The 18,628-nt window shown below is 49.3% G+C and carries 13 protein-coding genes; 9 read left to right on the top strand and 4 right to left on the bottom strand.

Annotation, left to right across the window (positions count from 1 at the left end):
- Positions 1-33 precede the first annotated feature (33 nt).
- Together WJM45_RS19710 and WJM45_RS19705 are read left to right on the top strand one after the other, a co-directional pair.
- The gene (locus WJM45_RS19710) at positions 34-177 is read left to right on the top strand and encodes a hypothetical protein (RefSeq protein ID WP_341326723.1); all 144 of its coding nucleotides are present in this window, start codon (positions 34-36) and stop codon (positions 175-177) included.
- 116 nt (positions 178-293) lie between these two features.
- Complete coding sequence (locus WJM45_RS19705) at positions 294-3,305, top strand: EAL domain-containing protein (protein WP_341326722.1); 3,012 nt, start codon at positions 294-296, stop codon at positions 3,303-3,305.
- Between the two features lie 155 nt (positions 3,306-3,460).
- Here WJM45_RS19705 and WJM45_RS19700 read toward each other — a convergent pair whose 3' ends face one another.
- Genes WJM45_RS19700 through WJM45_RS19685 form a run of 4 tightly spaced genes read right to left on the bottom strand, consistent with a single transcriptional unit; the run spans position 3,461 to position 5,008 of the window.
- Positions 3,461-3,838 carry a hypothetical protein gene (locus WJM45_RS19700; RefSeq protein WP_341326721.1) on the bottom strand — a complete coding sequence of 126 codons (378 nt, stop codon included), beginning with the start codon at positions 3,836-3,838 and terminating at the stop codon, positions 3,461-3,463.
- Positions 3,839-3,879: 41 nt separating this feature from the next.
- Complete coding sequence (locus tag WJM45_RS19695; protein ID WP_341326720.1) at positions 3,880-4,233, bottom strand: hypothetical protein; 354 nt, start codon at positions 4,231-4,233, stop codon at positions 3,880-3,882.
- A gap of 51 nt (positions 4,234-4,284) precedes the next feature.
- Entirely contained in the window at positions 4,285-4,797 is a 513-nt protein-coding gene (locus WJM45_RS19690) for a hypothetical protein (protein ID WP_341326719.1), read from the bottom strand.
- 34 nt (positions 4,798-4,831) lie between these two features.
- Positions 4,832-5,008 carry a hypothetical protein gene (locus WJM45_RS19685; protein ID WP_341326718.1) on the bottom strand — a complete coding sequence of 59 codons (177 nt, stop codon included), beginning with the start codon at positions 5,006-5,008 and terminating at the stop codon, positions 4,832-4,834.
- A 524-nt stretch (positions 5,009-5,532) separates the two neighbouring features.
- Between WJM45_RS19685 and recC the strand changes: the two genes are divergently transcribed.
- The 7 genes from recC (at position 5,533) to WJM45_RS19650 (ending at position 18,572) form a co-directional block, all read left to right on the top strand.
- Positions 5,533-8,673 carry an exodeoxyribonuclease V subunit gamma gene (recC, locus tag WJM45_RS19680; protein ID WP_341326717.1) on the top strand — a complete coding sequence of 1,047 codons (3,141 nt, stop codon included), beginning with the start codon at positions 5,533-5,535 and terminating at the stop codon, positions 8,671-8,673.
- Between the two features lie 483 nt (positions 8,674-9,156).
- Entirely contained in the window at positions 9,157-14,013 is a 4,857-nt protein-coding gene (locus WJM45_RS19675) for a 2-oxoacid:acceptor oxidoreductase family protein (protein ID WP_341326716.1), read from the top strand.
- 4 nt (positions 14,014-14,017) lie between these two features.
- Positions 14,018-15,358, top strand: coding sequence for an electron transport complex subunit RsxC (gene rsxC / locus WJM45_RS19670; RefSeq protein WP_341326715.1), 1,341 nt, complete (start codon positions 14,018-14,020; stop codon positions 15,356-15,358).
- Entirely contained in the window at positions 15,351-16,349 is a 999-nt protein-coding gene (locus WJM45_RS19665; RefSeq protein ID WP_341326714.1) for an RnfABCDGE type electron transport complex subunit D, read from the top strand. The genes rsxC and WJM45_RS19665 overlap by 8 nt, the downstream gene beginning before the upstream one ends.
- An 11-nt stretch (positions 16,350-16,360) precedes the next feature.
- Complete coding sequence (locus WJM45_RS19660) at positions 16,361-17,071, top strand: FMN-binding protein (protein ID WP_341326713.1); 711 nt, start codon at positions 16,361-16,363, stop codon at positions 17,069-17,071.
- A 281-nt stretch (positions 17,072-17,352) separates the two neighbouring features.
- Positions 17,353-17,994, top strand: coding sequence for an electron transport complex subunit E (locus WJM45_RS19655; protein WP_341326712.1), 642 nt, complete (start codon positions 17,353-17,355; stop codon positions 17,992-17,994).
- Entirely contained in the window at positions 17,991-18,572 is a 582-nt protein-coding gene (locus WJM45_RS19650) for an RnfABCDGE type electron transport complex subunit A (RefSeq protein ID WP_341326711.1), read from the top strand. Before WJM45_RS19655 ends, WJM45_RS19650 begins: the two co-directional genes overlap by 4 nt.
- Positions 18,573-18,628 lie beyond the last annotated feature (56 nt).

Raw genomic sequence — 18,628 nt, 5'->3', positions numbered from 1 at the left:
CGTGGATTCGGACTCCTGATCTAATTTTTCGATATGAAAAATAATGCCGGTTCCGAAGATGGTGCGGTTGCTCGACCGACAGGCGTCGGCGGCAGGGAGCCGCCGTCGAGCCTACACGGACGTATTCACCCAGCACCTAAATTCCATAGCCCATTGGCTATGATTAACTATCTTTGATAATTTAGGTGCTGGGTTCACGGCGTCCTGTCGGGCGAGTGACCGCGCCTTCATGAACGTTAGGTTTATAGAAAAACACACGAAGCCAAAAAATAACAACAATTAGGAACTCGTTTATGGATACCTTATCGCCGGTCATTCAAGCCCATATGACGGAAATCTATCTGGTTTACGGTATGGCTTTTTTATTCCTGGCCGCGGCGATTTATTTGCAACCCAAGGATAATTCGGTTCTGCCTTTTTCGACAATACTGATTTGGTTGGCTCGCTTCGGAATCTTGCATGGCATTAGCGAGCTTCAATGTGCTTGGGAGCTAATTGAGGGTTCCTTAAATGAAAAAAATTCCTTGGTCGGAAACTTATTAAGCTTCGCTTCCTTTTATGCTTTGTTCGAATTCTCACGACGCTTTTGGCTGGTGCTAACATGTCATTCCGAAAATAACCGACGCCGGCTAAAATACATCCGTTTATTACCCGTTGTTTCCCTACTAATTGCCGGCATAACGGCGGCCCTAACACAAAATTACGCCGCTACATTCGATAGCGGCATTCGCTATTTGCTCGGTTTTCCCGGGGCGGCTTCGTCTGGCATCGCGTTTTTAGTTTACGAGTACCGCAACCGACCGTATTTAAGTACACTCAAACTCAACCTTGCAATGCAGTTAGCCGGCTATAGTCTGGCTTTCTATAGCCTTTTTACCGGATTGGTCGTTAACGCTCCTTGGTTTGCTACACAAAGCCTTGTCGACGCCCGGATTTTTTTAGCTACAACAGGAATTCCTATCGAAGCCTTTCGTACCTTGTGCGCTTTGACTTTGGCGACGGCGACCGGCATCATGCTGTATCGGGTTAATGTCGAAAAACATCGTAGGGAGTTTCAAGCATCGGCGCAATTGGCCGATTTGAATGCCCGCTTGGAAACTACCATTACCGCACGCACCGCACAATTAGAGCGCGCGAATGAAAAATTAAAACAGGAAATCGAGGAGCGGCAACTTATCGAGGAATCGCTTCGGCGAAGCCAAGAAAACTTGAACCGTGCGCAAAGCGTTGCCCATATCGGAAGTTGGTATTTAAATCAGACCGACAACGGTTTGGAATGGTCGCCCGAGACTTACCGGATATTCGGTGTGCCGCCGGGCATGCCGTTGAACTATGAAGAGTTTTTGGCGCGCGTTCATGAGGACGACCGAGCGTTTGTCGATCGAGCTTGGCAAGCCGCTTTAAAAGGGGCCGAGTACAACATCGAACACCGAGCATTGATCGACGGCAAGGTCAAATGGTTACGCGAACGAGCCGAATTGGAGTTCGATCGCCAGCAAAAAATGATTGGCGCCGTCGGTACCGTGCAGGACATTACCGAATTGAAACAAGCCGAATTGGCCCTTCAACAATCCTTCGAAGACTTGAGCCGCGCCGAACAAAAACAACGGGAGTTACGCATCGTTGCCGAAGCCGAACAAGGCCGGATGGCGGCATTGTTATCGGCGATGAGCATCGGCATTTTGTTCGAAGACAAGGCCGGCGCCATTGAATACGTTAATCTTGCCTTTCGCCGAATGTGGGCTATAGAAGACGATTTGGATCCGGTCGGCAAATCGACTCAATTCGTATTGGAAAATTCGACGCACCGATTCGCGCGGCCCGATCATGCCTCCAAATACGTGTTGAAAGTCCTGGATACGCATGAAATCAGCGAACGTTTCGAACTGGATCTCTACGACGGTCGCATTCTGACCCAAGTTTCTTATCCGGTGACCGATACCGAGGGGCGAATTTTAGGCCGATTGTGGATTTATGAAGACATTACCCACGAGCGGCAAACCGCTCAGCAATTGCTTTATTTAGCCGAACACGATGCATTAACCGGACTTTATAATCGACACCGTTTTCAAGAACAGCTCGATCACATGATTGCAATGGCGCGCCGCAATCACGATAAATTTGCGCTCATCTATTTCGATTTGGATGAATTTAAATACATTAACGATAACTTCGGTCATCGAGCCGGCGATACCGTGCTGGTGCGGATTGCCGGCGAAATTTCGGTGGTTTTACGCGAGATTGAGATATTCGCGCGTTTGGGCGGCGACGAGTTTGCGATATTGAGTTATCTACATCCGCAAAACGACATTTCGGTGTTGCCGAATCGGATTAATCAAGCCGTCGCGTCGATCCCGTTCCGGTTTCGGGGCACCAATATTCGTCTTACGACCAGTGTCGGCTTGGCTTTCTTTCCGGAACACGGAGGAACGGTCGAGGAATTGGTGGCCCATGCCGATACCGCGATGTATCAGGCCAAAGCCAATGGAAAAAACACTTGGGCCGTTTACGATCCCAAGCGCGACAACTCCGGCGCGGCAATGGAAAGAATGTCTTGGCGTCAACGCATCGAACAAGCTTTACGGCAAGATTTGTTGGAATTGCATTTTCAAGGCATCTATCGAGTCGATAACGGTCAACTCTGTCATTTCGAAGTGCTGGTTCGCATGCGCGATCCGCAACATCCCGAGCAATTAGTCATGCCCGGCCAATTTATCCCAATCGCCGAAAATAGCGGGCAGATACTGGAAATCGACCGTTGGGTTTTACGGAGCAGTATTGCCTTATTAAGCGAAAATTCCACTTTACCGTCCTTGGCGGTTAATATTTCGGGACGTTCGTTCGACGACCCCGAATTGCCGCAATTTATTCGCGCTTGCTTGGAAGAAAACCGAGTCGATGCGAACCGCTTGATCATCGAGTTGACCGAAACCGCTGCGGTTTCGGATATCCGCGATGCACAGCGCTTTATCGAAGGCATTCGCCAAGCGGGTTGCACGGTTTGCCTGGACGATTTCGGCAGCGGTTTTTCCACTTTTGCTTACTTAAAATATCTGGAAGTCGATATTTTAAAAATCGATGGCATGTTTATTCGTGATTTGCCGAATAACCGAGAGAATCAAATATTTGTCAAAGCGATGGTCGGTATCGCAAAAGGTATGCATAAAACAGTCTTAGCCGAATTTGTCGAGGACGCGGCAACTTTGCAGATGCTCAAGGAACTCGGCATCGATTTGGCTCAAGGCTATCATTTAGGCCGGCCCAGCGCCGATTACGGAAAATTCATCGAAACTTGTGAAGCTTGAAGGGGGGGTGACCGGCCTAGTTTCGAATCGTCTTGTTTGTCCGAGCATAAGTGTCTACATAAGCCGCCATAGTACGCGCAGCGTACCCTACCCCCTACGGCTAATGGATAGAACGCCAAGCTTTTCACCGGCTGATTTCGAGTTTTTAAGAATGGTCAGTCTGTAATCTTGACTAACCAGCCACCCGTTCCTTTGCAGCGGTTGCGGCCGTCGGCGCTGATGGCTATCCTGGCATAGGTGTCGCTTAAGTTTTCAGGCAAATTACCCGAAACTTCATAACCAATGCCTTTTTCGTTGATGATAAGCTCTACAGGTTGGTTTTTAACGGTGACTTTAATAGTGTTCGGATCGCTAACGCCGGATGCGCTAAATGAAAAGGCCGATTGCGCGGGAACTTCCGATTTTTCGGCCGGCGTGAAGTCGCTGAAGCGAGGCTTATCGCAGGATTTGGTGCTACTGCTGCTACCGTAAGCCCAACAGTTGGTTGCAGCTGTCATTAAGACAAGTGTTCCGATGAGTGCTAATGATTTCATGATTCCGCCTCGTGTAGTTATTTTAATTGTGCTTGGGTCGATTAGGACTTGAACAATTTGCCGAATAGGCCTGTTTCGTTAATTAACTGTTCTATGCGCTGTTTTGCGGCGGCTCCGAATGACGAATCCGGTTCTTGCTCAATCAATTGGTCGAGTACCGCTTGACTTTGTTTATCCAACAATTCGATCGCTCGCAATCGAACCGACGGGTAATGGGCTCTTAATGCGGCTAGTTCCCTGAGATATGCATTGCTTTCGTTTAGTAGTTTGAGCAGGACTTTTTCGGGATCGTCGGTGAATAAATCGCGAACCAGATTACCGTAATGTTGTTGTTCGCGGACTAACTCCCGTGGATCGATTTTGTGAATTTCGGTGGGGTCGTCGCAGCAGCTCATAACATGTCCTCCGCTTAATGGTTGGAGTATTCGATTCTACACACACCTTACTCAAAAGCAATCGCCATACTCCATGACCAACAAACGGCAATCGAAAAAACTATTCGGATAATAAGCGCTAATGACGAAGCGCAAAAAACAGTCGAATAATAAATACAGTGTCAATGTTTTCGCCAAGGTGTTGGCCAATCGGTAGCGGGTATATTTGGCACACCGCCAGACCGAAACGATCCACCAAATCACCGGAATGAAGAGCATGCCATGTACTGTTTTCCAGCTGGCGATCGTAAACGTGACGTTCATGATTCGGTAATCGATATAAAGAAAAACGCCGTTCACGAAAATAAAAAAAGGCCAAAATGCCTTCCATAACGGCGCCTGTCCCAACCAGATATTTAATAGGGCTTGGTAAGGCGTGGGCGCCGCCGGCCATGCCCTATCGTAAAGCGCTTCTCGCGTGGAAAAATGAACGAGTAACAACAGCGAAACCAGAATGAGGACGGTTTCGATCGGATTGATGAAATCGGTAAAGGTAAATAGAGTCGGCAAGCTATTGATGAACATGAGTCGCTTCCTGTATTAATAGTTCTGGTGCGAATTATTCCGCTTCGATCGGCTGACCGATAATGCCTTGTTCGGCAAGCTTTTGCGCCTCGCGCACTCGTTCCTTACGTTGTTCGGAATAGAGGGTTCCTATCACTAAAAAAAGCATTAACAGAATATAAATGATTGCCGTTAAGCGTCTTACCTTTTTAGCTTGTTCGGTTTCGTTCATTATTTAATCGTTCCAAAGTTCGTATTTAATAGCTCAATGTTTTATAGCCCAATGATACAAATATTTGTTACGGAGCTTCCGATAAAAAAGGCTATAGTAACCATCAAGAGCATTAGTTTAACCGATACCTTTAGTTTACAGTCTCCGCTTGTTACATGGTCAAATCGTTTTGCCCGAGGTAATTGTTTTCTGGTTCCCATGGTCTTCTGTGGGAACCCATACCTTGGCTGCCGAGACTATCAGTGGAAGTTCCCTCGATTAAGGATTTCGTGAAAAATAACTTCCTTGTGCTATTGAGTTTTATAGTAGGTTCGGTAACTTGCTTGACAGGGCGCCGTGAATACGTCCGTGTAGGCTTGACGGCGGCTTTCCCTGCCGCCGACACCTGCCAATCGAGCAACCGAACCTGCTTGCCTTGCATTCAAATAGGGAAGTCATTTATGACCGAATCCTAAGTAATTTCGTGCCAATTCCTTAACCAGCAAAGAGCTTGCCGCGAAAACCGAAAAAAATCAAACCAATCCATGTTCATTCTGCACAGTTCCAATAAAACCGAAAATTTGCTCGAACATTTGGCGGCCGTCATCGAAACCCGGCCGCTAAGTTCGCCATTTGCCAAAGAAGTGTTTCTGATCCAAAGCCAAGGCATGGAGCGTTGGTTGTCGCAACAGCTGGCAAGCCGGCTCGGCGTCTGGGGAAATTATGAGTTTTTATTTCCGGGGCGGTTTTTTAGTACCTTGGCGCAACGAATCGACAGTCGATTGAATGACGAAGCCTTCGACCGCCATGTGCTGCATTGGCGCTTCGAAGCGCTGCTTCGCGAGCTCGACAATGAGATATTTGCGCCGCTGAATAATTATTTAACCGGCGACACAGTTGCCTTAAAGCGTTATCAGCTAGCGTTGCAATTGGCTTTGATTTTCGACCAATATCAAATCATGCGTCCGGATATGCTGGCTGCCTGGCAGCAAGGCGAAACGCTTTACGATACGCAAACCGAACGCTGGCAAAGCGCGTTATGGCAGCGGATTACCGAAAATGCAGGCATGAAGCACCGGGGTAGTTTATGGCTGGAAGTGATCGAGCGTTTTAATTCGGCGTCGCCGGGACAATTTTCTGCCGTTTTGCCCGAGCGGATTTCGATCTTCGGCGTCAATACCATGCCGCCCCTGTTTCTCGGTTTTTTACAAGGTTTGGCGAATCATGCGCAAGTGCACTTGTATTTGCTCAACCCCGCTCAAGCTTTTTGGGCGGATTTGGTGACTAAGCGTCAGCGTATCGATCAAGAGGATGCCGGCGGACATCCGCTACTGTCGGCATTGGGTCAACAAGGCCGCGAATTTCAGGAGATGTTGTTGGAGCAGGTGCAGTTCGAATTGGAGCTGGACAGTTTCGAACAAGACGAGCCAAGCACGGTTCTGCGACAGCTGCAAAACGATATTCTCAATAACGACAGCGAATCGACGCCTTTAACCCGCGACGGGTCTATCGCTATTCATGCGTGTCATTCCCGTATGCGCGAAGTCGAAGTCTTGAAAAACCAACTGTTGGCCGCATTGGAAAACGACCCCGAGTTGGAACTGCGCGATATTGTCGTGATGGCGCCGGACATCGAATTATACGAACCGTTTATTGCCGCAGTATTCGACGATATTCAACATGCGGTTGCCGATCGCAGCTTGCGCTTGAGCAATCATGCCTTGGATGCTTTTATTGTTTTTTTGAAGCTGAGCCAAAGCCGGTTCGGTTGGCGCGCGGTCCTGGATTTGCTCGAAAAACCGTCGGTTTATCCGGGCTTCGGCCTGTCCGAAACCGATTTGGAATTGATCAAACATTGGGTTCGGGATACGCAAGTGCGTTGGGGGAAATCGGCCGAACACAAACGCGAATTTGGCCTGCCCGAGCGCGATGAAAATACCTGGCAAGCCGCATTGGATCGCTTGTTGATGGGTTATGCAGTCGGCAACGACGACGATTTTGTCGACGGCGTCCTGCCTTATATCGATATCGAGGGTTCTTCGGCGTTGGCGCTTGGCGGCTTGAACGATTTTATGCAATTGTTGTTTAGAGCCGGCAACGATTTAAGCATGGCCAAGCCGCTCAAGGTATGGGGCGAGAAGCTTTATTATTATGCCGATCAATTATTGCCCGAAGCCGATGCCGTCGAGCGCCAACAACTCAACGAATTACTGGCGGAATTAACCGAAAGATTGCCCGAAATTCACAATGCGCCGATCGAGTGGCAAGTCGTCTGCGCCTGGCTTGAAGGCCGACTGGAAGAACACAAATCGTCAAACGGTTTTTTACGCGGCCAACTCACGTTTTGTTCGATGCTGCCGATGCGCTCGATTCCATTCAAAGTGATCGCCTTGCTCGGCATGAACGACGGCGAGTTTCCGAAAGTCGACCGCAATCCGACCTTCGATTTGCTTGCCGCAAATTTCCGCAAGGGCGACCGCTCACGCCGTTCCGACGACCGTTATCAGTTTCTGGAGATCCTGCTGTCGGCGCGGCAACAATTGATTGTGACTTATATCGGACGGTCGATCAGCCATAATGAAACGATACCGCCTTCGGTCGTAGTCAGTGAACTGCTCGCCGTACTTCGCGATCATTACGGCCTGGACAATGGCGTAACTGAGCATCCGCTACAGGCTTTCAGCCCGCGTTATTTCGAGCCGGAATCGGCTTTGTTTAGTTATTCCGAGGCCGATTGCCAGGCCGCGGCGGCGTTGGTTAAACCTAAACCGGAGCCGGCGCCGTGGTGGCTAGGCAGTTTAGAGGACGAAACCGACCAAACGATCGTTGAAATAAGCGAATTATTCGCCTTTTACCGACATCCGCAAAAATATTTCATGCAACGCCGACTCGATGTCCGATTCAACGGCATTGCTGCGGATGCCGAGGAGCGCGAACCTTTCGCGATCGGTCAATTGGAAGGTTATGCGATTTATCACGAATGGATCGATGGAGTACTGCACGATAAACCGTTGACTGCACAAAAGCTCAAGGCAAAAGGGCGATGGCTGTCCGGCGTGGCCGGAGATCTCGAATTTGCCAGGCAACAACAAAGCATCGATGCCTTTGTCGAAGTAATAAAGGCCAAGGCGCTCGGCGAACCGCTCGAGGATTTATCGGTAGATCTGACGATCGGAAATTATCGATTGATCGGTAAACTCGGCAATCGTTATGAGTATGGAAGTTTGTTTTATCGTTACGCCGATTTGAAAGGCAAAGACTTTATGCTTGCCTGGCTACATCATCTGATCATCAATAACATCGAGCCGCAAAAAACCGGCTTAATCGCCCTCGACCAAGACATTACGTTCGAGCCGGACTATTGCGCTCCGGGCGAATTGGAAGCATGGATTGAAATTTATCGGCAAGGATTGTACAGACCCGATGCGTTTTTCGTCGAGCCGGCCTTCGCTTATGTCAGGCAAGCGCATAAATTGTCGCAAAGCAGTCGCGCGGCGAAACCAGCCATTGAGTCGGCAGTCGATCAGCTAACCCGTGCGATCGAAAAAGCTTATGAGCCTGAGCTTAGAAAATTATTTCTCGAAGGCTATAACCCGGAGGCGTTGTTGAACGAGGTGTTTGAAGGCCATTGCCGAACCTTGTTACTTCCGGTTTGGGAACGCATTGAAGGGAAGTCCGAGGGTTAACTTAAGGCTATGTTCGCGTTAACAGTTGAAACGGTTCTCTTTCCTACTAAATAAACCATTTAGGAAATAGTCAATGATTGCTTTCCAATACACTGAGCGTTTAAGAGGGTACGATTACTCGCTTGACAGGACGCCGTAAACCCAGCACCTAAATTCCATAGCCCCGGGAATTTATTTGTCGCAAAACCCTAACGAATAAAAACCGATTCTATACGGCCACGGCTCTACCAACTAGGTATGTTTTTTGCTTGATAGTTTCAGTAGCAGCATTCCAAAATAGTCCGGTAAATGTGCTATGGTTGTGCTGAATGAAGCCTAATTAATCGACCAAAAAAACATTGCCAATAAGATTCAATTGGAATACTGTTTTAGCTGAGGATACGTCGAAAAGTTACTCTGAAATACCTATCCATAATCCCACTACGCGATATCGTCATGGAAAATAGAAACAAGCAATTCAAATATCCAGGAACAAGAGTAGCCATGGATGGCAATACAGTCGCCATCATGTGCGAACGCGAATCCTCCGATGCCGCGGGCGCCTATCCCATCACGCCTTCGACCCAAATGGGCGAATACTGGGCTGAAGAGGCGGCCAAAGGACATTTGAACATTTCCGACCGCCCTCTCATCTTTATCGAACCGGAAGGAGAGCATGCCGCGGCTGCAGTGACGGCCGGGTTGGCCATGACAGGCTTGAGATCGACCAATTTTTCTTCCGGACAGGGCATTGCCTACATGCATGAATCGCTTTATGCCGCCGTAGGAAAAAGACTCACCTATGTCTTAAACATAGGTGCGAGAGCCATGACCAAAGCCACTCTCAATGTGCATGCCGGACACGATGATTACCATGCCATTGACGATACCGGTTTTTTTCAGCTTTTTGCCAAAAAAGCCCAGCATGTGGCCGACCTGAATATCATCTCTCACAGGATTGCCGAATTGGCCTTGAATCCGGGCGTGATCGCTCAAGACGGCTTTTTGACCACCCATTTGATCGAGTCTCTTTTATTGCCGGAGCGCGAGTTGATCAAGGAGTATCTGGGCAGGCCGGACGACATCATCGATACGCCTACTCCGGCTCAAAGAATTATTTACGGGGAGAAAAGAAGACGTATTCCTGAAGTGTGGGATGTGGACAATCCTATGATGGCCGGCATCGTGCAGAACCAGGACGCTTACATGCAAAGCGTCGCCGCTCAGCGTCCTTACTTTTTCGACCATATCAAAGAACTGACCGACCAGGCTTTCGAGGAATATTATCAATTGACGGGACGTCGTTATGGTCGGGTCATGACCTATAAAGTCGAAGACGCCGATTACCTGATTCTAGGTCAGGGTAGCGTAGTCTCTAGTGCCGAAGCGGTGGCGGATTACTTAAGAAAAACTCGCGGCTTGAAAGTCGGCGTGGTGGATTTAGTAATGTTCCGGCCCTTCCCGGCGGATCTTTTGGGAAAAGTGTTAAAGGGCCGAAAAGGGGTCGCCATTTTGGAAAGGTTGGATCAGCCGTTAGCGGAAGACCCTCCTATCATGCGTGAAACCCGGGCGGTCATTACCAAATGTATCGAAAACGGCACGCACAAGAAAAATGTTCCGTATCCGGACTTGCCTTCCTATTCTTTCAGCGAAATGCCGCCTTTATATTCGGGCTCTTTCGGCATGGGCAGCCGCGATCTTCAACCGGAAGGCATTATTGGCGCGATAGAAAACATGCTACCTAACGGCAAGCATAAAAAACGCTTCTATTTGTCGATCGACTTTATCCGGGAACATGCCTTCACGCCCAAACAAAGAACCCATCAAGAAGCCATTCAAGAGGCTTATCCGAATGTGAAGGAATTGGCCGTTCGGGGTTCTGAAAACCCAAACCTGATGCCGCAGGGCGCCATTACGGTCAGATTTCACTCGGTCGGCGGGTGGGGCGCCATCACGACGGGCAAGAACCTTGCGATGACGCTGTTCGATCTGTTGGGCTACGACATTAAAGCCAATCCCAAATACGGCTCGGAAAAAAAAGGACAACCGACCACTTACTATCTTGCCGCCGCGCCCGAACCGATCAATATCAATTGCGAATATTATTTCGTCGATGTGGTGCTGTCTCCCGACCCCAATGTCTTCAAGCATACCAATGCCTTGGCGGGTCTCAAAAAAGGCGGAACTTTCATCATTCAAAGCGAGCGGAAAACCGCCGATGAGGTTTGGGCGGACATTCCGGTACACTACCAAAAACTGATCATCGAAAACGACATCCGGATTTTTTATGTCGATGGGTTCAAAATCGCAAGAGAAGAAGCGACCGATCCGGAATTACAGATCAGGATGCAGGGCATTGCTTTTCAGGGCGGTTTTTTCGCGGCCTCCCCTTTGATGGAAAAATCCGGACTCAGCGATGTCGCGCTGTTGAAAGCGATAGAAGAACAATTGCAACACAAGTTCGGCAGTAAAGGTCAGCGGGTCGTCGATGACAACATGCGCGTCGTGAAGCGCGGATTCGATGAAGTCCATGAAATCAAAAACAAAGTCTTAGGCGCTCAAGCCGAGAAAACTAGCGGACAATTGATCGCGCCGATCCCAAGCCTGCTGAAAACCACACCGCAAAGCGAGTCCAAGCTCAGCGATATTCACCGTTTTTGGGAACAGACCGGTAATTTCTATCTGACCGGCCAAGGCAGCGACAATCTGACCGACCCCTTTATCGGCTTGAGCGTGATGCCGGCGACGACATCGCTGTTCAGGGATATGACCGGCATTCGCTTTGAGCATCCGGAATGGGTGGCCGATAACTGCACTGCTTGCGGCAATTGTTACACGGTTTGCCCAGACACGGCCATTCCCGGCTTAGTGAGCGAATTATCGGATGTGCTCGATACGGTTTTGAAACGGGTGAAACGGAAACACGACAAACTCGAATTTCTGCCTAAAACCGTCAAACAACTGGAACCCAAAATTCGTGCGCTGTTCAATGAGCCGCACGAGGGGGTCACCGTGAACAACATGGTCAATGAAGCCATCGATGCCGTTATCGAACAAGAATCGAAGGACTCATTACTCTCTACCGAACTGCAATGGTTCCGGGACGAACTCGGCGATTTCCAGTTTGCGCTGACTCGGCCCTACTATGACCTGCACGAAAAGAAATCGGCTAATAGCGGTGGCTTATTTAGCATCACTGTCAACCCCACAACATGTAAAGGCTGTATGGAATGCGTCAAAGTCTGCGATGACGACGCCTTGAGGGTGGTCAAACAAACCGATGAATCGATTGCAAAATTGAGAGAGGAATGGAGCTTTTGGAGCGACCTTCCGAATACTCCGAAAAAATTTCATCGCGTTGACGACTTGGAAGAAAAAATAGGTCCTCTGGAAACCATCTTGTTGGATAAAGGCGCCTATCAAAGCTTTGCCAGTGGCGACGGGGCATGTTTGGGTTGTTCCGAGAAATCGGTCGTTCATCTATTCATGGCCACGGTGGAGTCCCTGATGATTCCTCGGGTCGAAAAACATGTGGCTTATCTTCAGGAACTGATTGAAAAGCTGGAGAAACATGTTCAACTCAAATTGATGAATACGATGAACGTCACGGACACCGACATGATGTCCAAGATTGTCGCCGAAATGCAGGGCGGGGATCTGACCATGTCCGGGATTGCCCGTAGATTGGAGCATGAAAAAGGCTCTTCGCCGATTGACCAGGAATGGTTGACCGAAACGACGCAAGTCATTGCCGGTCTGAAACATTTGCATTGGAAATATACCAACGGAGCCACCGGAAAAGGCCGGTCTACGATGGGCATGACCAATGCCACTGGCTGTACTTCGGTTTGGGGTAGTACTTATCCGTACAACCCTTATCCGTTCCCTTGGGCGAATCATCTATTCCAGGACAGCACTTCCTTGGCGATGGGGATTTTTGAAGGTCATATGGCCAAAATGGCCGACGGATTCAAACTGATACGAAAAGCCGAATTGGAATTGAACGGAAAATACAATCCCCGCGATCATAACGAATTCTTCAGCTATTTCAATTGGGAACAGTTTTCCGACGAAGAATGGAAGTTGTGTCCGCCGGTCGTGGCTTTGGGCGGCGACGGCGCGATGTACGACATCGGTTTCCAAAATCTCTCGCGCATGATGGCCTCGGGCAAACCCATTAAAGTAGTGGTCGTCGATACTCAAGTCTATTCCAATACCGGCGGCCAGGCTTGTACTTCGGGTTTTGTCGGTCAAGTCTCGGACATGGCGCAATTCGGCAAAGTCGGGAAAGGTAAATCGGAACCGAGAAAAGAAATGGGGCTGATCGGCATGGCGCACAGAAATACCTATGTCATGCAAGCCACGTTGGCCAACACCAGTCACATGATCGAAGGCTTCATCGATGGGTTGATGACGAAAAGACCGGCGCTGTTCAACCTATACACCACCTGCCAACCCGAACATGGAGTCGGTGACGACATGGGGGCGCATCAAGCCAAATTGGTTGTCGAGTCCAGAGCCTATCCAATCTTCCGCTACAACCCCGACAAAGGCGTGACGCCTCAAGAGGCATTCGACTTGGAGGGGAACCCTGCGATGGACAAGCTATGGCCGACCTATGAATTGAAATACCTCGAAGGCGGTAGACAAAAATCGATGGAAGTTGCGATGACTTTTGCCGATTTTGCCTTGACCGAAGCGCGGTTTAGAAAACACTTCCGCAAGGCGCCTCGGGATACTTGGAATGAAAATATGGTGGTTTTAGCCGACTTCCTGAAACTAGACGAATCCGAAAGAGATGGGAAATTTCCGTTCATTTGGGCCGTGGATAGCAAACAACTGCTCAGTCGGGTTTTGGTCTCGAAAACGATCGTACAATCCTGCGAGGAAAGAAGGGATTTCTGGATCATGTTGAAAGCCATTGCCGGTGTTAAAGACGAAAAAGCAACGCCGGTGGAAGATTTAGAAAGCAAAATCCGGACTGAAGTCGTCGGAAAGATTGCCAAGGGTTTGATGAAGCTAGCCGGTGATGAGGGATCAGGCATCATGGACTTGGCATTGGATAAAACCGAAACAGAAACCTCGACAGGCGCTGCCGAAGTCAAAGCGGATAGCATGGCGCCTTGGCTTGAAACGGAGAATTGCACAGCCTGTGATGAGTGCATCAACCTGAACCCCAATATCTTCGCTTACAACAACGATAAAAAGGCCTTTATCAAAGATGCCAATGCCGGGCCTTACAGCGATTTGGTCAAGGCGGCTGAAAAATGTACCGCCGGCGTGATCCATCCGGGACTGCCTGCCGATAGAAGCGCCGCCGATATCGAGAAATGGATCAAAAGAGGCGAAAAATTCAATTGATGCCGTGTTGAAATTTTTTTCAAATACTTTCAAGCATGGGGTACATCCCCCGGAACACAAGGAGGACACGAACAAACTGCCCGTCCGGCAGTTTCCGTTTCCTCCGTTGATTGTCCTTCCGATGCAGCAGCATATAGGCAAGCCGGCTCAGGTCATCGTACGCGAAGGCCAGGAGGTCGCGAGGGGGCAGCTGCTGGCCAAGGCCGACGGTTATCTGTCCGTACCGATGCATGCTCCGGTTTCCGGAATTGTCAGGAAAATCGCCAACGTGCCGGTCATCGGCGGTCAAAAGGCAAGCGGCATTTATCTTGAAACATTCCCTTTTTCCGGACAAGAAGTCGTGGAAGGCACGCCTGTTCCCTTGTCGGCAAGTCCGGAAGCCATTTTACAAGGCATCCAGGATGCCGGTATTGTGGGCTTAGGCGGCGCCGCATTTCCAACCCACGTCAAGTTGAAAATTCCGGAAGGGAAATTCTGCGAGCACTTGATCATCAACGGGATTGAATGCGAGCCTTATCTGACCACCGATCATCGAGTCATGCTCGAGCAGGCGGATGATATTTTCACCGGCATTCGGTATCTTCTCAGAGTCACCGACGCCAAGCAGGTCATTATCGGTATCGAAGCCAACAAAAAAGATGCCGCCGAGCATTTAGCCGATCGGGTTCCTGACGATTTGCCGGTAAAAGTCAAAGTCGTTCCCGTCAAATACCCTCAGGGCGCCGAGAAAATGCTGATTACGGCCTTGCTCGGCAAAGAAGTTCCTTCAGGCGGTTTTCCGATCGATGTGCATGCCGTAGCGGTCAATGTCGCGACAACGGCCGAAATCGGAAGATTGCTGCCTCATGGCAGAGGGATTCAGGAAAGAGTAGTAACGATTACCGGGCCCGGAATCAAGAAAAAAGGCAATTATCTGATTCCGATCGGGACGCCGCTACGCTTTGTCTTGGAACAGGTCGGAGCCGCAGAAAACCTCAGCGAAATTTATATGGGCGGGCCGATGATGGGCGTTTCGGCCTCCGATTTGGATATCTCGATTGTCAAAGGCACATCCGGTATCGTGGTGTTCGGCGATGAAAACGTCAAAAGAACCGACAAAATCTATCCGTGTATCAAATGCGGAGCCTGTGTCGATGCCTGCCCTATTTCCCTGAATCCTTCGCGATTGGGCATCTTGGCGAAAGCCGAGGCTTACGACACGATGGCCGAGGAGTACCATCTGATGGATTGTTTTGAATGCGGTTCTTGCTCCTATGTGTGCCCGTCCAATATTCCTTTGGTGCAATATTTCAGAGTCGCCAAAGGAATCGTCAGAAAAAGAAAATCGGCGGTTGCCCATGTTTAGCAAAACCCTACGAATCAGCAGTTCGCCCCATATCAACAAAGGGGTCGGTGTCGATGTCATCATGCGCAACGTAATCTATGCGCTACTGCCGGTTACGGGCTTTGCTATTTATGCCTTCGGCCTCAATGCGCTTTTGGTGATTGCCACCGCCTTGATTGCTTGCGTACTGACCGAGCATCTATTATGCCGGTTGTCTAATCGCCCCAGCACCGTTGCCGACGGCTCGGCGGTGATTACCGGTTTACTGTTGGGATTGACGTTACCGCCGATTTTTCCATTATGGATGACCTTCATCGGCGGCGTATTGGCGATTGCCTTGGGCAAATTCGTTTTTGGCGGCCTGGGCTACAATGCCTTTAACCCGGCTTTGGTCGGAAGAGCCATTCTACAAGCCGCCTTTCCAGTCGCGATCACGACTTGGCATCCGGCTTTTTTGGCGGACAGATTTACCCGCGTGTCCGAATCGGTCCTTGCCTTTCCGTTTGCAAAACCAGTCGTCGACGGCATATCGGGCGCCACGCCGCTTTCCGCCTTTAAGTTCGATCATGTCACGATCGAAAGCGCGGATTTGGCCTTGGGGCTTGTCAGCGGATCGATCGGAGAAACATCGTCCGTGTTGATCGCATTGGGCGGACTCTATTTGATTGCCCGCAAGATGATGAACTGGCGCATTCCTGTCGCTATTTTAGGCTCTGTTTATGTTTTGAGCGGCATTTTGTATTGGATTAATTCGGAAATCTACCCTTCTCCGGAATTTATGCTTTTCTCCGGCGGATTGATGCTTGGCGCGGTATTCATGGCCACCGATATGGTAGGTTCCCCGATAACCCCATTGGGCGTCGTGATTTATGGCGTCTTCATTGGGCTGCTGGTCGTCGTTATTCGGATTTGGGGCGGTTTGCCCGAGGGCGTGATGTATGCCATTTTATTGGGAAATGCGCTATCGCCTCACATCGACCGACTCATCCGTCCTAAAGTTTACGGGACCTGAAAGGTAAAACCATGAATGCCAATCACCCTGTATCGAGTCAAAGCAATTCTTCGGAAGAAAGCAAAAAGATGCTGATTGCGATGGTGAGTATAGGCATCTTTTGCGCCTTGCTGATCGTCCTGGTCTATGAAGGCACCAAGGAAAGAATCGATCGTTTACGAACCGAAGCGCTGGAAAAAGCGGTTTTCAAAGTCCTGCCGGGCATCAGCAATACACGGATGTTTTTATTGGGAGCGGACGGAAATTTTACGCCCGTCGAAGAACCGGATGGAAAAAGTCCGGTAGTCTATGCCGGTTATGACGACGCCGGTAAATTCCTCGGCGTGGCAATCGAGGCCAGCGGCCAAGGCTATGCCGACGTTATTCGGATTTTGTACGGCTACGATCCCCATTCGCAAACCATCGTCGGTTTTTATGTGCTTGAGAGCAAGGAAACGCCGGGATTGGGAGATAAGATCGAAAAGGACGAAAATTTTCTGGCTAACTTCAAAGCGCTTTCGGCCAAACTCGATCCTGAATCGACTCGAATTCAAAATAAGGTGATACCGGTCAAGCAAGGGGGTAAATCCAATCCATGGGAAGTGGAAGGGATCACCGGCGCAACCATTTCTTCGAGAGCCATCGGCAATATCATCGGTGAAAGTTCGTCAGTCATGGTTCCATTGATATACAATCAAATCGAAAGGTTTAAGAAATATGCACAAAACAACTTCTCGAAATAGTAAGCCTTGTGGAGGTTCGGTGACTCGCTTAACAGGATCCAGCCCCTAAATTAGTAAGACTATTAACCATGACCGATGGGCTATTGGAATTTAGGGGCTGGGTGAATACATCCATGTAGGCTTGACGGCAGCGACTGATTGCCATGGATGGCATGAATGCAGATTTTGCAGGAGCAAAAATCTGCCTTGCTGCCGACACCTGTCAATCGAGCCACCGAGCCCCCTTCCAACATTTAAAGAAGTTATTTGATGCTCGTTCCTAAAGTGAATACGGATTCAAAATGAGTGCGCGGATAAGCAATAATACCGATAAAAAGGCCGAGCCAAGCTCCACCGACGAGTTCATCAAGGGGCTTTGGCGTGAAAATCCCGTGTTCGTGCAGGTGCTCGGCATGTGTCCGGTTTTAGCGGTGTCCAATACCGCCCAAAATGCGCTGGCGATGGGTTTGGCAACGGCTTTCGTGCTGTTGATGTCCAATATACTGGTCGCTTCTTTAAGAAACTTTATTCCCAAGCAAGTCAGGATCGCCTCCTTTATTCTCATTATCGCCACGTTTGTAACAATCGTCGATTATGCCATTCAGGCCATCAGCGTCGATTTGCATAAAAATTTAGGGGCATTTATTTCACTGATTGTGGTCAACTGCCTCATTCTTAGCCGTGCGGAGGCCTTTGCTTCGAAAAATACCATAGGCAAATCGATCATGGACGCCTTGGGTATGGGAGTCGGCTTTGTGTTTGCGCTTTTTTGTCTGGGTGCGGTCAGAGAATTGCTCGGAAATGGAAGCTTGTTCGATGTCGCGATATTTCCGGAATCGTTTCAAGAGTGGATCATCATGATTCTGCCGGCCGGTGGTTTTTTCACCTTGGCATTGTGGCTGATTGTGTTTAATTATTTCAAAATTAAAAAAGCGAAAGGATGAATACCGAATCCTATTGGAGCATATTTATCAATGCCAGCCTGGTCAACAATTTCGTTTTGGCCTATTTCCTCGGCATCTGCCCCTTTCTCGGCGTTTCGGGAAAAATGGAAACCGCCACCAAAATGGGGGGCGCGGTGACCTTCGTCATGCTCATCAGTTCCATTTGCGCCTATGGCATCCATGCTCTGTTGGTGGCTATCGATGCGCCATTTCTGCAATTGATTAGCTATATCGTCGTGATCGCCTCCACCGTGCAATTGGTGGAAATGTTTATCAAGAAAATGAGTCCTACATTATTTAGAGCCTTGGGGATTTTTCTGCCGCTGATTACGACCAATTGCGCCATTTTAGGTTTGGCGCTCTTTCAAACAAACAAAGCCTACAGCTTCAGCCAGAGCCTCGTTTATGCCTTGGGCGCCGGGATTGGATTTACCTTGGCGTTGATATTGATGGCAGGAATCAGAGAGCAATTGGAATTTGCGGAAGTCCCCGATGTGGTCAAAGGAACCGCATTGACCTTATTGGTCGCAGGGATCTTGTCATTGACCTTTATGGGATTTTCGGGCTTAGGCTCATAAAAAACGGGGGCCGTTAATGACATTTATAATTGGAATCAGTGCCGTAGTATCGATGC

The sequence above is a fragment of the Methylotuvimicrobium sp. KM2 genome (assembly GCF_038051925.1).
Taxonomy (GTDB): domain Bacteria; phylum Pseudomonadota; class Gammaproteobacteria; order Methylococcales; family Methylomonadaceae; genus Methylotuvimicrobium.
Note: the sequence above shows the minus strand (reverse complement) of the source record. Positions and strands in the feature narration are given on the sequence as shown.

What these genes read in the sequence shown, in the direction of transcription:
- WJM45_RS19700 (WP_341326721.1), bottom strand. Translation starts at nt 3,838, where the DNA reads ATGAAATCATTAGCACTCATCGGAACACTTGTCTTAATGACAGCTGCA.
- WJM45_RS19685 (WP_341326718.1), bottom strand. Translation starts at nt 5,008, where the DNA reads ATGAACGAAACCGAACAAGCTAAAAAGGTAAGACGCTTAACGGCAATC.
- WJM45_RS19665 (WP_341326714.1), top strand. Translation starts at nt 15,351, where the DNA reads ATGTTTAGCAAAACCCTACGAATCAGCAGTTCGCCCCATATCAACAAA.
- WJM45_RS19650 (WP_341326711.1), top strand. Translation starts at nt 17,991, where the DNA reads ATGAATACCGAATCCTATTGGAGCATATTTATCAATGCCAGCCTGGTC.
- recC (WP_341326717.1), top strand. Translation starts at nt 5,533, where the DNA reads ATGTTCATTCTGCACAGTTCCAATAAAACCGAAAATTTGCTCGAACAT.
- WJM45_RS19695 (WP_341326720.1), bottom strand. Translation starts at nt 4,233, where the DNA reads ATGAGCTGCTGCGACGACCCCACCGAAATTCACAAAATCGATCCACGG.
- WJM45_RS19710 (WP_341326723.1), top strand. Translation starts at nt 34, where the DNA reads ATGAAAAATAATGCCGGTTCCGAAGATGGTGCGGTTGCTCGACCGACA.
- WJM45_RS19675 (WP_341326716.1), top strand. Translation starts at nt 9,157, where the DNA reads ATGGATGGCAATACAGTCGCCATCATGTGCGAACGCGAATCCTCCGAT.
- WJM45_RS19655 (WP_341326712.1), top strand. Translation starts at nt 17,353, where the DNA reads ATGAGTGCGCGGATAAGCAATAATACCGATAAAAAGGCCGAGCCAAGC.
- WJM45_RS19690 (WP_341326719.1), bottom strand. Translation starts at nt 4,797, where the DNA reads ATGTTCATCAATAGCTTGCCGACTCTATTTACCTTTACCGATTTCATC.
- WJM45_RS19705 (WP_341326722.1), top strand. Translation starts at nt 294, where the DNA reads ATGGATACCTTATCGCCGGTCATTCAAGCCCATATGACGGAAATCTAT.
- WJM45_RS19660 (WP_341326713.1), top strand. Translation starts at nt 16,361, where the DNA reads ATGAATGCCAATCACCCTGTATCGAGTCAAAGCAATTCTTCGGAAGAA.